At 52.0% G+C, this 14,162-nt stretch carries 7 protein-coding genes and 1 pseudogene; 1 reads left to right on the forward strand and 7 read right to left on the reverse strand.

Annotated features, from left to right (window positions below):
- Positions 1–438, forward strand: a pseudogene (locus DSZ37_RS15700) (hypothetical protein); the annotation flags it as partial.
- A 60-nt stretch (positions 439–498) separates the two neighbouring features.
- Here the strand turns inward: DSZ37_RS15700 and aepY are convergent.
- The 7 genes from aepY to DSZ37_RS15735 all read right to left on the reverse strand — a co-directional run bounded on the left by aepY (position 499) and on the right by DSZ37_RS15735 (position 14,146).
- A complete protein-coding gene (aepY, locus tag DSZ37_RS15705; RefSeq protein ID WP_109727811.1) occupies positions 499–1,611 on the reverse strand; it encodes a phosphonopyruvate decarboxylase in 1,113 nt (370 codons plus the stop codon).
- A 1-nt stretch (position 1,612) separates the two neighbouring features.
- Positions 1,613–3,634 carry a phosphoenolpyruvate mutase gene (aepX, locus tag DSZ37_RS15710; protein ID WP_109727812.1) on the reverse strand — a complete coding sequence of 674 codons (2,022 nt, stop codon included), beginning with the start codon at positions 3,632–3,634 and terminating at the stop codon, positions 1,613–1,615.
- A gap of 92 nt (positions 3,635–3,726) precedes the next feature.
- The gene (locus DSZ37_RS15715) at positions 3,727–11,490 is read right to left on the reverse strand and encodes a SpaA isopeptide-forming pilin-related protein (RefSeq protein WP_181380342.1); all 7,764 of its coding nucleotides are present in this window, start codon (positions 11,488–11,490) and stop codon (positions 3,727–3,729) included.
- A 32-nt stretch (positions 11,491–11,522) separates the two neighbouring features.
- The gene (locus DSZ37_RS15720; protein WP_109727814.1) at positions 11,523–12,191 is read right to left on the reverse strand and encodes a hypothetical protein; all 669 of its coding nucleotides are present in this window, start codon (positions 12,189–12,191) and stop codon (positions 11,523–11,525) included.
- A gap of 13 nt (positions 12,192–12,204) precedes the next feature.
- Positions 12,205–12,900, reverse strand: coding sequence for a SipW-dependent-type signal peptide-containing protein (locus DSZ37_RS15725; RefSeq protein ID WP_109727815.1), 696 nt, complete (start codon positions 12,898–12,900; stop codon positions 12,205–12,207).
- A 17-nt stretch (positions 12,901–12,917) separates the two neighbouring features.
- A complete protein-coding gene (locus DSZ37_RS15730; protein ID WP_109727816.1) occupies positions 12,918–13,430 on the reverse strand; it encodes a signal peptidase I in 513 nt (170 codons plus the stop codon).
- Complete coding sequence (locus DSZ37_RS15735; RefSeq protein ID WP_146198206.1) at positions 13,427–14,146, reverse strand: hypothetical protein; 720 nt, start codon at positions 14,144–14,146, stop codon at positions 13,427–13,429. The genes DSZ37_RS15730 and DSZ37_RS15735 overlap by 4 nt, the downstream gene beginning before the upstream one ends.
- Positions 14,147–14,162: the final 16 nt, after the last annotated feature.

Below are 14,162 nucleotides of genomic sequence, written 5' to 3' on the forward strand. Positions count from 1 at the left end.
TGGGCAACAGGTGCAGGCGGACCTCCCCCTTGGGCAACAGGCGCAGGTGGACCTCCCCCCTGGGCACAGCCCGGTCCTAACGGCGAGCCTCCTATTGGACCTCCTCCCGGAGCTCCTATCATGAGATGGATGGAAAAGCTCAAGCCCGAGGCTATGATGAGATACGGCAGAACTATGCACCTGCCCAAGCTCTATGTTGACAACAAGAAGCTGGACGGCTTCCTTGAGCACTTCATCAATAACAACAACTGTGCAAATTCACTCTGTGTTAACGACATCCTCGAAGAGGGTCAGACCGCTCCCAATGCTTGTGCACACTGCAGCACATGGGCTAAGAAGGTCATCTCCTACGATGAGGCTGAGGTAGCACAGTGGAAGGAGCTCTGTGCGACCGTACTCCAGAGCCTTGAAGACGGCTCTATCTACTACGACGCCTGATAATAAATGTACATACGAATAAAGCGCTGCACTGCGGTAATCCGCGGTGCAGCGCTTTTTTTACAAATACGACATGAAGCTCTGCTTATTTTCCATGGCGGTGGTGGTAGGTCTGCCCAGCTCCGGACGGGCTCCCACATCGCATATGACCTCTATGAAACTGAGCTGTCCGCGGTCCCTTGCGGCGGCAAGCTCTCTGTCAAGCCCCTCAGGACTGTCCACGGTGACGGTGTAGGGATAGCCGCAGGCGGCGGCTATATCCGCAAGCCTGAGCTTTGCCGCCGCAGTGGGCATATCGCCCACGGACTCGTGGGCTCCGTTGTTTATGACTATATGCACCAGATTTGGCGGAGCTGTGGTGCCTATGACCGCCAGTGCTCCCATGTGCATGAGAGCTGCTCCGTCGCCGTCAATGCACCAGAAGCGCTTATGGGGCTGCTGCAAGGCTGCTCCGAGAGCTATTGAGGAGCTGTGCCCCATGGAGCCTACGGTGAGGAAATCGCGATGGTGTCCCTGATGAGCGCCCTCGCGGAGCTCGAACAGCTCGCGGCTTGCCTTGCCTGTAGTGGAGATGACAGGGTCATCGCCCGACACTGCTGTGATACGGCGTATAGCCTCCTCGCGGAGCATGGCAGCCTTTCTGCGGCGTTTACTTCCGCCCTCATAGGAAAGAGCTCCCTTGCGAACCACTATGGCAGCCTGTCTGCCCTGTGCGAACACCTCGCGGAAGCCCTCCAAAGCTGCACCGAGCTCCTCGGCAGCGGTGGAGCTGTCCATGATGAAATAGTCTATATCCATGACCTCAAGGAGCTTCAGAGTGACTCTGCCCTGATATATGTGCTGAGGCTCGTCGTGAACCCCGGGCTCTCCCCTCCAGCCTATAATGAACAGCACGGGTATGCCATAGACCTCCCTGCTCAGCAGCGAAGCCGCAGGGTTTATCATGTTGCCCTCACCCGAGTTCTGCATATACACCACGGGCACCTTTCCCGTTGCAAGGTGATAGCCTGCCGCCAGAGCCGCACAGCAGCCCTCATTTGCCGCGATAAGGTGGTGGTGAGGGTCGTTGCCCCATCTGTCCTCAAGGCAGCTGCAAAGGGGCTTTAAAAGGCTGTCAGGGACTCCTGTGTAGAAGTCCGCGCCTATGATATCCATAAATGCTTTTGCGTCCATGTCAATCCTCCTCGGGTATGAGCCTGATTATCTCGCGGAATGGCAAACATATGTCGTCGCACTCCCTTGCACGGTGGTTTTCCAGTATGAGCTGCGCCGCCCTCTGCATTGCAGGAAAGCCCGACCGTGTCAGCTGATTTGCGTATATCACCACGTTTATGCCGCAGGCGCTCAGCTCCTCCTCGGTAACACTGCTGTATGATGTGGGAACTGCCACAAGGGGCGTGGTGCTGTCCTTTTCACGGAAGCGCCCTGCGAACTCCATGACCTCCTCGGGACTCTTGCTGCGGCTGTGTATCATTATGGCATCGGCACCTGCCTCCGTATAGGCGAAAGCTCGCTCAAGAGCGTCCTCCATGCCCTTTTCGAGGATAAGGCTCTCTATTCTGGCGCAAATCATCAGGTCGGCAGTCTTCTGCGCCTTCTTGCCTGCCCTTATCTTCTCGCAGAATGACGATATATCCGCTTGTGTCTGCTTCACCTCGTTGCCGAAAAGGCTGTTCTTTTTCAGTCCCGTCTTGTCCTCGATTATCACCATGGAAACGCCAATTCGTTCAAGTGTCCTTACGGTGTAGACGAAATGCTCCGTAAGTCCGCCCGTATCCCCGTCGAAAATGATAGGCTTGGTAGTGACCTCCATTATATCATCGATGGTCCTGTATCGGCTGGTCATGTCCACAAGCTCTATATCGGGCTTTCCCTTGGCTGTGGAGTCGCAGAGGGAGCTTATCCACATGGCGTCGAACTGCCGTGCTCCGCCATTCTGATATACCACGGTATTCTCGGCGATAAGTCCCGTAAGTCCGCTGTGTGCTTCTATGGCTGTGACCGGCTTCTTCATGCCGAGGAGCTTTTTCAGCCTGCCCCGTCGGAAGTTGGGGAGAGACAGCTCCGCCCTTGCTCTCTTGTCAAGCTCTCTGTACTTCTTGTCATTGGAGTATGGGTACTCCACCAGTCTGCCGCCGTAGCTGCCGAGAAGCTTTTTTACCTCGTCACGGATGGGCTTCTGGAAGCCCTCTGTCCAGTCATCGCCGTGTACCACTATATCGGGACGGTATTTCAGTATATTCTCTCTGTAGCTCAGCTGTCTCTGCTCAACAGCCCGTTCAACTCCCTTGATATTGGCGAACATGGTCCTGCGCTCCTCAAAGGGCAGCAGCGGATAGCGCTTGTAGCTTGCTACGGCTTCATCGGAAAGCACTCCAATGGTTAGCTTTCCCAGCCTTGATGCGCGCTTCACCATAGCTATGTGGGCACTGTGTATGATATCCGTGGAAAAGCACATATATACCGTTCTCTCCTCTGCCTTTCGCAGCGCTTCCTTTACGGCTGCAAGATCCTCGGGAGTATCTATCTCCGCGCAGAGCAGCTCTCCCGTATCAAGGGGAGCAATGTCCTTTATAACTATTTCATTAAGGGCATTCTCCGCGTAACAGCGGCGCTTTTCGGAGTCACCGCTCTGACAGTATGCACATATCCTGTCAAGCCACCGCTCCCACTCACGGGCGGTGAGCCTGTACAGCGGCTGCGCCGCTGCAGCTCCCTTGCCAAAGAACTCGATCCCCACTTTTTTCACTCTGCCGTCAGCTATGACCGCCTTGAAATCTTTCTCGGGGAGCTGTGCCGACAGGCTCACCGCCATGCAGCTGCCGTCGCAGGAGACGACCTCATCGAAAACCGCTCTCTCAAAAACAAGGTCGCCGTGCATAAGTATGACATCATCGCCGCGGAGAAGCTTCTCCGCAAGAAAGATCGAATATATGTAATTGGTCTGTGCAAAATCGGGATTATGTACGAATTTTATATCAAGAGGAAGTCCCAGATCATCGCAATAGCTGATCAGCTCGCCGCTGAAAGCCCCCGTAGTTATTACAACATCTGTGATACCTGCTTCTGCCAGCATTGTGAGCTGACGGCTGAGTATAGTCTCGCTGTCAGATATCTCCGTCATGCATTTCGGCTGTGCGGCAGTAAGGCTGCCCATGCGGCTGCCTCTGCCCGAATTAAGTATAATAGCTCTCATATCCTTTACCTCCTACTATATAATAATATATATCCTCGCAAAAATCAAGCCAAAAGAAAAACACCCCCTCGGTTTCCCGAGGGGGTAAGTGATCAGTAATTGCTGAAACTCATCTGACCGCTGCTGTTTATTGTTACCGTAACACCGTCAGCTGTCGTATAAGTACCTGCAATATCCGTTTTGCCTGTGCTTCTGGCGGTATTGCCCTGAGTCAGCAGTCTTGAACCCTTAAGCTTCCATGTGCTTATGAGAGCAGCTGCATCGACCTGCCCCTGAACACCACTAAATATGTTCTGCATGGTCTGAACATTGGTAAGCTCTCCGCCGAACATGATCTCAGAAAGATGTGTATTGTAACTGCCTCTGAACATATCATTCATTTTCGTTACATTTGAAAGATCCCAGTTGCTCAGATCAAACCCTGTATAGTAAACTCTTTGGCTATTAGAGTTATAGAACATTCCTTCCATATCTGTAACGCTGGAAGTATCCCAGTTCTGTATGGGAGTCATATCTATAGGAGTATCTGCCGTAGTATTTGAATACAATGCCAAATCCTTGAACATTTGCTTCATATTGGTCACCTGTGAGGTATCCCAGTATTCAAGTCCCGAAAGATCCTTGATCTTTCTTACCTTTATGAACATGTTGTAACAATTTGAAGGCAACAGTATCTTTGAATCTATTCCTTCTGTAAAGATATACAGTGTATACATATCCGTTGCGGGATCAAGTACTGTATAACCCTTTACTGGAACAGGATACTCGGGATCGTAGTCTGCCGCTCCCTCAGCAGGCGACAGATATACTTCTCTGTAAATAAGACCATTAGCAAGGTCTCTCTGATAATCGCTCTCAGTGCAGTGCTGTATAGAAGCAAGGCGCCAGTCTATAGCATAACCCTTTCTTACACCTGACTGCTCAGGATCAAGACTGGAAGTATAAGTAGAATCATCGTCTCTTGCACAGAGCCAGCTCATCCTGCTCTTTATATCTGCACCGTTCTGGTTCTTTGACTTGTTGTCAAATCCGTTATTGCTTCCCACAAGGAACTTTGCCATAGTTCTCGGAACGTATTCCAGCTGAGCCACAAAGGTGAAAGTGGAGACACCCTCGTTTTCGCTGCTGAATATGAAGTCCTGTATCTCCTGCTCATTATTGAATATCATGTCGGTGAGCTGTCCGTCCTCGTCCTCGTACTGCCAGTACATGAACTTGTATCCCGGAGCGATGATATTCAGCTTGTTCCCGGGATCGGACATATTGCTTGTGATATCTCCCGTATCAGCGCTCTTTGTGAATATAACGTCAGCTGAGGTCTCATCCTCACCGAATACGGAACAGTTGTCACTGTCCTGTCTCAGAGTCACATACTTCTTTATATCGGACTTTGCGCCCTCGTAGCTTATCTGGAGCTCCGCGGCTATGCCGTTTGTTCCGTCAGTGACCGTTATGCTCCTGCCTGCAAGGCTGTAGTCCTTGGTGTTGGGCACCTCAAGATAATATGTGCCGCCGTCATTCACCAGCTGAACGCTGTATCCGTCATTGCCCGTATAGGTCAGGGCAGCCTTCTGCGCGGCGGTGAGTATCTCTGTCTCGTCCTTGCTGTCCGTGCGGCTGATGACGATATCATCAAGAGGTATTCTGTATGTTGATGTTTCGGCGCCCGAAACGGGTACAAATCCGTCGTAAACAGCTCTCAGTCCCGTGATGTACCTGTTTGCCGCAGGGAAGCGGTTCTGCGCCGCCGTAACGTGGCTGAGGGTGTCATAGCGCTCTATCTTGTTGCTGTATTCAGCTCTGTACTGTGGGACAGTATCGCTGCCGGGCTCCTCACGCAGGTCGCAATAGGCGATCTTTGAGTCTGTCTGAGCAGTTCCCGCAGCAGGTGAATAGCTGCTGATATTGGTGTCGCTGTCCACTGTCCTGAGCTGCATGAATTCATAGCGTGAAACGCTTACCTCCTCGATCATATAGACGCCCTGTGCAACAGATACCGATGTATGTCCCTCGGTATCACCTTCGGCAAAGCTCATGAACTCGGTATAGGTCATTCCGTTCGCCTTCGGAGTATGATCTGTCATACTGTTGATCTCGGTTATCCTGAATATGAATGTGGGAGTTCCGAATGCGTCGGAGTAGTCCACGCCCTCGGGAAGCACCTTGTCTATGAGGATATTCGCCTTTGCTCTGGGCTCCTCGCACTTGCGGTATATCTGCGAACCGCAGCTGTCTCTGTCAACAGTGAAGCTGTCAACTACCGCTGCCGCATAGCCCTGAGGAGGCTCTGTCTCGATGAACTCATAGGTGCCCCACTCAAGCCCCTCAACGCTGATCTTTCCGTCAGCATCTGTGATAAGCTCTGTGACCGCTCCTGCATCTGTGCTGTCGGCAATTCTGTAAACACCGCCGCTGAGTATGACGCTGCAGCGCTTTGATGTGCCGTCTGCAAGCTTACGGAGCAGTCCGAACTTCGCCCCTGCAAGCTTTACCTCGGGTCTGTCCTTTTCGTACTTCTCAAGCACAGCACTTCCGCTCTTGGGATCGTCGTCCATAAAGAGACGGTTTACCGAGCCTGAGGTCTTTGCGCTTATCCTGAACTCTCTTGTCTCGCTGCTGAGCTCAAAGCCTATGGGAGCACTTATCTCCTTGAAGTAGTATGTGCCCCAGTCCAGATTGTCTATGACCTTTGTCCAGCCGTCGCTGTCTGTGGGGAAGTCGTATGAACCGCTGTGGTAGATGACCGTGTCGTAGCTGTCCTTGTCCGCCAGCTGATCGTAATTGCTCAGCGGAGGAGGATTTTGTGTATCACCCAGCTTTTTCAGCAGTGCGAACCGTGCTCCTGCGAGAGGAGTCCCGTCGGCTGCGCTGAGCTTCTGTATCTGTGCCTTTCCCTTCTTGCGGACGTCGTTATGAGTTACCGAGAAGGTCTTGTCGGCTGCATTGGCGTGGCTCGCAGCGCTCTCTGCGCTGACGGTGAATATGCCCTCATCCACAAAGGCATCGCTGCTGATGTAGCCGTTTCTGTTATTGTTTCTCTTGTATCCCGAGGGAGCGAGCTCCTCATAAAGGAAATATGTGCCGAACAGCACCTCGTCGATAGTGCCTGCTCCGGAAGCGTCTGTAATGAGCTCCTTGTTTGTCTTTGTCCAGTATGTGAGCGTTTTCTTGCCGTCCCAGCCGTATATCTCGGACTTGGCTGCCGCAAGGAAGGCTTCCTCATCGGTGAAGTCGCTGAACTCCGAGATATCTTTAAGCTGATACAGCGAATATCTTGCGCCCGCAAGATTTTTCTCCTGATCGGGTTCGTTCTCGTCGTGCTTTACCAGTCTGAGCTCCGAGCGTATCTCTTTGTTGCCTATAACGGAAACATCCCTGAGCTGTCCCTCGTCTGTAAGATCAACCATACCGTCTGCGCCGATGTTGCCCAGTCTCACCTGAAAAGCCGTAAAGCTGTCAGGCTCGGAATAACCTGTGGGCACCTTTGTCTCCTCAAGGGCATATGTGCCCACCGTGAGACCTGAGACAGCAAATCTGCCATCCTCGTCGGAGGTTATGGTATCCGTGCCGTTCTCGTCGCAGTGATACGATCTGTCAGAATTATCGTATCTGACACCCACTGTCTGGAGCTCGCCGTTGTCGTCATAGCGCATGAGTCTGAACTCCGCGCCCTCAAGCGCCTTGCCTGAGTCTGAGTCTTCTTTGGTAAATTCCGCCTTGCCAAATGTATTCGCTCTGTTTCTTACGCTTATAAGTCCCTGAACGCCGTCTGTGTCGTCCACCAGCATTGCACCGCTGCTGAACTCCTCCAGCATATCGTCCTCGGTGATGTCATAAGTATTCTTCAGTGTTGCTCTCCCCTTATCGTCAAAATAGATAAGGTAGTAGAGCTCACAGTCTCCGTCATAGCCCTTGGGAGTCTCTGTCTCCCTGATGAAGTAAAATCCGGGAGGGAGATTGAGCTCAATGATGCCCTTGGGGTCAACCTCAAGCTCTGAAATCACCTTTCTGCTGTAAGTATAGGTATTCTCATCGAACACCGTATATTGAACAGCCCCTATCTCGTCGAGTCTGAAGCTGTCATTGTCGGCGTTATACTCCGCCATAGTCTTTGGAGTATTGAATGTCAGCACCTCAAACTTGGCACCGCTCAGACCCTTGCTGCGGTTGTCATAGTCCACCTTCTTGATCTTCAATGAATTAAGAAGGGTGACATAAGTCTCGTTGCTGTCGTCATAGCCGTAATCATCGGAGGTGCCCTCCTCGAAAGCATCGATGGTAGTCATAGCCGAGAAGCTGTTTACAGCCATACGGCTGATGGTCTCATCAGACGCCTCGGGTGCCTCCATATTTACATAAACAGCCGAGTTGAACACATATCCGCCGCCTATGCTGTCCATGGAAGCCTTGGTGTCAGCCGAGGTTATGAGCACAGCAGCTATGGCGTAAACGTCCTCTGTCTCGCTGTCGGGAACAGTCCATATCCTGCTGTCGCTGCTCTCCATGAGCTTCCAGCCGTTTGCAGCGTCAAGGTGAGCTGTCATATCAGCTGCCTGCTCCGAGGTCATTGCTCTGTCGGTGATATATGCATTCTCGTCCGTGGTATAGTATACTCTTGCATTTTCGGGCATTCCCATCTTATCGTATGCCTCTCCGATATCCACATATCTGAGAGTACCGCGCCACTGGGTATTGTATCCCGAATCGGGATCACCGTTTTTCCTGTGATCCTCGAGCCTGTCTATGAGCACAGCTTCTTTCAGTGAGCCGTTCTCGCTTCCGTAAATATGGAATCCCAGTCTGTATGTATAATCCGACGGGTTTTCCTCAGTGCTTCCGCGCACCATTGAGCTGTGTACATAGAGTCCGCTGCTGAATTCAGTGAGCACTCTCTTGTCAAGCTCTGTACGCATTACGATATCGGTAGTACCGATGTAGCTGTCGGCGCGAGAGGTGACTGTCCTGCTGTCAAGAAGGCTTCCGTTGTTCCAGCCTGAGCCCACTGTGACCTTTCTGCCCTGATCTCCCAGCCTTGTGAACGAATTGACTCTGAACGGATTTCCCCTGTTTATATAAGGATTATCGTCCTCTGCGTAAACGTCATAGCTGAACTCCACTGATGTCAGTGCGCTTGCAAGGAGAGGATTTCCCGTAAAGTCAAAGTCCACCTCTATGGTCTTGGTGCCGTCGGCATTCTCCACCAGCCTGAATGTGGTATTCTCGCTGGTGAGTATGTCTGCGCTGAATGCAGCCTTGTTGCCGAAGTCGGTACCCGAGAATACCATGGACTCCCTGACGGAAGCCAGAGTCGGGTCCCTCAGCTCAAGGTACTTTGGCAGCGCTGCGCTGACAGTGAACTTCTTCAGTGTACCGGGATTCTCGGAAACAAGAGTGCCCTTGGTGGTGACTGTACCGTACCATCTGTCCATGCTGCCTGCTGTATCATCGTCCCAGTGTCTTCCTCTTGCAAGAGGAGTTGTGAACTCGGTGCGCGAGGTAAGCTCGGTAACGTCCGTCCTCAGATAGACGTTGGAATAGCTCCTGCGGAGATAGGCTCCGCTTTCAAGGTCGCCTGTGCGGCTGTTGACCGTATCCTCAATGACAGAATTGCCGTTTACGCTGTTGCTGTAACGTTCTGTTCCTGCCGCAAGGTCATAGAGCCTTCCGTCCTTCTCGTATATCATCTGCATATAGCCGTAGTTGACTACTCTTGCAGCCGACTCCTCAAAGGTGCTGTCGCTTCTGAGGAGTATCTGATTTTCTTCCTTGTCGGGATCGAGAGTGAATTTTATATTGGTCCTGAACTTCTTGTTGTCCACTACCTTGTCGAGGTCCTTTATGACGAGATAGAATGCATCGCCGCCCACACTGACGGTCTGGGCTGCGGTCTTTGATGTGACGCCCTCCGCAGTCTTTGCAAAGGTCTCGCCGCCGTCATTGCTGACGTAAAGCTCATAGTCATAGCCGTCGCCCTCGCTGTATTCGCCGTCGGGAGCATCACTTGCATGGAATATGCCGGCAGGTATGACTACATTGAGTATGGTGTACTCGCCCTTGTCCAGCACTCTCGGCTCCTCGCCCGAAGCGTATGCCAGTCCGAGAGTATCATCGCCCACAACAAGGTCATATCTTGTGCTGTCGGGAATGGTCTCGCCGCCATAGCTTATGTCTCCGCTGACAGCCTTCCTTACCATATCGGCTGAGGTCACCGCCATTGCGGGAGCGCCCTTTCTCGCGGTGGTCTTCTTCACGGAAACTCCCAGATCGTAGGTCACTACCTGTCCGTTGAAAAGATTTCCCGAAAGGAGCTTCTTTGCCGTATTTGTACCGGGGTCTGTATGATTGCCGTTTTCATACTTTGAGCCGTTGCTCTTGTCAAATGCTATATGCTCGGGGTCATAGAACTGATCGCCGTAATCGGGTACGGAAATAACAGTTCCCTCGTCGATATCCCCCGACTCAAATGCAGTCTTGGCGGTATCGTCCTTGTACTCCGACTCCTTCTCGTCATTGTAGAGAACTCTTGATACGCCTGTGAACCTGAGGATATTGTCCTCGGGCTCGTCGGTTATCTTGCTCCTGAGTACGCCAACGCGATAGTTTGCGGAATAACTGTTTATATCGCCTTTTCTGTTCTTGTATTCGTAGAAGCCCAGCCGCTCCACGCCGTTTATCACCTGAGTTGTCAGGGTAACGGGATTGCCGTTCCTGTCAAGAACAGACACATCGGAGGGAGTAACTCCCTCGGGAAGATCAAGGGCTATGAACAGATCGGAGTCATGAACTCCTCTTGCGTTCTTCTCCTGATTGAGCTTTACATTGAAGTTGTACCATGAGTACTTATTGTTAAGGTCCTCAGCCTCGAGAGCTGTGACCTCCCTGCCGCTTACTTCTATATCGACTTCGTCATGCTTTGAGAAGTACTCGAAGTCGAGGGTATTTGTAGCCACAGGCTCTCCGTCATAAGCCAGCACGGGAACTCCGTACTGTGCTGAACCGGAAACGGGCGTACCCATAACGGGCCCGTCCAGAGGCTCTCCGTTTTCGTCAACTCTTATGTAATCGCCGTCTGAGTTTTTGAAAAGTCTGTTGCCGCTGCTGTCGCGGTAGTAGCCGTCGCTGTCTATGAGGAGACCGTTCCGCGGATCGTCCTCATTATCGGGAATGATCCCAAGCAGCACGCCGTTTTCGTCCTTGCGTGCATATCTTCCGTCGGCGTCTCTTAGATAGCCGTCCTCGTCTATGACATTTCCGTCCTCGTCAAGGAGCTGACCGTAGGAGTCTCTGCTATACCTGTTTATCTCATAGTCAGCGCTTATAGTCCTCATGAAGTGCTGCAAGGTCTCGTCGTCGCCCTCCTCAAGAGCCACTGCGTCACGGGAATTTATCTCCCAGTGGAGAGTCGAGAGCACCTGCTTGGTTATAGGTCTCTTGTTCACAAGAACGTAGCTGCTGCCGTCAGCAGCCATGCTTACGACCTCCCAGTTCTCGGCGAAAACAGGGTCATCGACCGCAAGGAACAGTCTGCCGTCACGCCTGAGCCCTGCAAGGCTGGAGATATTCAGCGTGAATTCTCCCGGCATAAGGCTCATTGAATTGGCGTTCTTTATATTTATTCCCAGATAGATATAATCGCGCCTGCTCTCCTCATCATAGATGACATAAGGGTTCTCGGCGTTGCCCGAGTTGTCCTCCTTACGCCATGTCAGTGATGCGGAATACTTCTCTCCCTCATCGGAAAGCTCCTCTGCAAAGCCGTTTACAGCCTCCATGACGGAGCTGCTCCCCAGCATCACAGCAATGCTCAGCATAAGCGCTATAAATCTGAAAAATACATTTCTTCTGTTAGCAGTCAATCTTCTCCCTCCCTTCGAGAGATAATTCACCTTCAATTCAGGAAGGCATTCCATGCGGAGGCATAGTCCGCGTAAGTCTTTGCCTGACCGCTTTCCTCATATACGCAGTCCACCGATTCCGCATAGACCACAAGGTCAAGGGACTCGGGAGCCTCCCCTGTCTTTATCATTACATTCGTGAACAGGTCGGGAGTACTCTCCCCTACCTTCACGGGTTCCTTATAATAGAAATATCCTCTGAGCTTTTCGCTGCTGTCGTCATCGGGGACGAATATCCATTCTCCGTCCCGACTGTTGAGCATATTCACAAAGCTCTGCGTGTGGAGCGTCCTGCCGTTGTCATCGGTCTGTGTATCCCCTGAAAGCTCCGCGTCCCTTACGGCGCTGTAATAGTTCACGCCGTCTGCGGAGTAATATGACTCTGCTGCTGTGCGGGAGTCGGGAAAGTCCGCGTAAACTCTCACATAGCAGTCCACATTGCCCGTATTGGCGACAGCGACCTCCTTGGTATAATAGTTGTTGGAATTGCTTGAAAGGTCGGAAGGCTTCGGAAAGTTCTCCGTGACCGTTATCTTGTCGTGGGCGACCTCCACGGTATTCTCGGCATCGTCGGAAGCTCCGAGATATGCCATAATGCCCCCTGCCGCCGCAAGCACGGCGAGCAGAACAGCCGAGCCCGTTAAGACTTTTCTTTTTTTCATATCCCGCCTCCGCTCAGTTCTGTTTGTTTCTGCATATCTCAAATATGTCCCTGAGATTTTGTTCCGAAAGGCTGCCGCTCTCGGGAAGTCCGCTGACTCCGTCGAGACTGTCTGCCTGTATCCCGTAGGCATTTACGGGTATCTTCAGCTTTGTACCGCCCTCTATCTCCTCCTCGATGAACTTTCTGAGTGCGAATTTATCGAAAAGGCTTATGGTCTCATCTCCCGATGAGAGCGCGGAGCTGTATCCGAAAACGTAAGTGTCCTCCTTTTCGGCTGAGGTCTTTTCAAGGAATACCCAGCCGTCGGATGAGGAGGTGCTGCTGTTATATGCGAAATTATCACTGCCGCTGACAGTCTGTGCTCCGCTGCCGCCGAAGAAGCTGAAAAGCTCCTGCAAGGACTTAGCCGCCGAGGGCTTTCCGTCGCTGCCAAGCAGGGTTATCTCCCCCTTAGGCACCTTTACCTCAAGGAAAACGAACTCGTCGTTTACTCCCGTATTCTTCACGGTGGGGTCCTTATCCAGCTTCACGTCTGCACGGGCAAGCTGTCCGTCGGTGAAGTGCTCCTCATTGAGCTCCAGTGAAACGTTACCCACAGTGAAAACGTTGTTTTTAGTATCGTAATCGGTGAAGTAGGCAACGGCAAGGCTGCACAGCACCAGCAAAGAACCTGCTGCGGCAGCAGCTATGAGCTTTTTCTTATCCATATGCCTTTCACCCCCTGTTATTTCTTCTTTTTCTCCTTTTTTTCGGAGACAGCGGCACCGAAAAGTATGAATGCCGCCAGTACTGCCGCCGCTGTTATCAGTCCTCGGCGAGTGTGTACAAATCTGATAATATAACCAATCTTTGGTATGGAGAACACTGTCCTCCCCACAAAGTTTTCATCTGTGACGAGAGCTGAGTCCTCGGTGTTGTTGGCGTCGCCCTTGGTGACTATGCCATCGGGCGTTATACTGACAGCCCTGTGTGTCACGAGTGTATCGCTGCCTGCTTTAAAAGCGATTATGTCGTTCTTTGCCACATCCTTGAAGGAAGCGTGCTGATCGACTATACAAACGCTGCCCACATGGATAGCAGGCTCCATCGAGCCCGAAATCACAGCGTAGGGACGTATGCCGCATATCCACAGCACAGCGACTATAGCCGCAAGAGCTATGATCAGTGTAGCTATAATGTCATATATACGCCTTATGATGCTCATAAGGGAAAGCCCCTGCTTTTTTTCCTCCATCATGTTCCATCACCGAGTCCGTTGAGCACCTGCCAGACCTTTTCGGGATCGGTCTCTGTTTCTGAATCGGACTTCAGGTATTCCGTCTGTATCCCACGAGCGGAAACCATTACATTTACAGACCTGTTCTCGATAAAGGGCTCTGTGTCGGAAATGCTCTCACGGGCATTGCAGAACTTTATGCTGTCAAAGAGCTGACCCGTTACCGCCTCGGGAGGAACAGCCTCCATGGAATCCGGGTCGGCTCCCACATAGGCGTAGGTATAAGTGAAGGTTTTGTTCTCCTCGTCCTTCGAGGGACTTCCGCTTAGCTCCAGCCAGCCGTCGCTGACTGTCTGTGCAGGTGTTGCGGTGCTGTCGAAAGCAGGCTCTTTGCCGCTGCACACGAATTTCACCACAGGGAGAGAAAGTTTAGCTGCACCCGTACCGTCAAGGCTCTCGGTAATTAGCTCGTCATAGTACGGCACAGTCACCTCAACGAAAACAAATGCGTCAACTTCGCCCTTGTTGCGGACCTGCGGGTCTTTAGGGAGCTCCTCATTGGGAACGACGCTGTCATGGTCGGGAGTCCAGTGAGGCTCCTCAAGAACTATATCGAACCTGCCGGGCTGAAATCGGTTCGTTATATCATCGGACGAGGAAAGCATTGCGGACATAGCCGCTATAAGCAGCAGAACACCTGCGGAGAGCATTAGAAGAATACGTTTTTTCGGTGTCATTTTCCTCCTCCTTTCT

It is taken from the genome of Ruminococcus flavefaciens, assembly GCF_900116855.1.
Lineage (GTDB): Bacteria > Bacillota > Clostridia > Oscillospirales > Ruminococcaceae > Ruminococcus > Ruminococcus flavefaciens_R.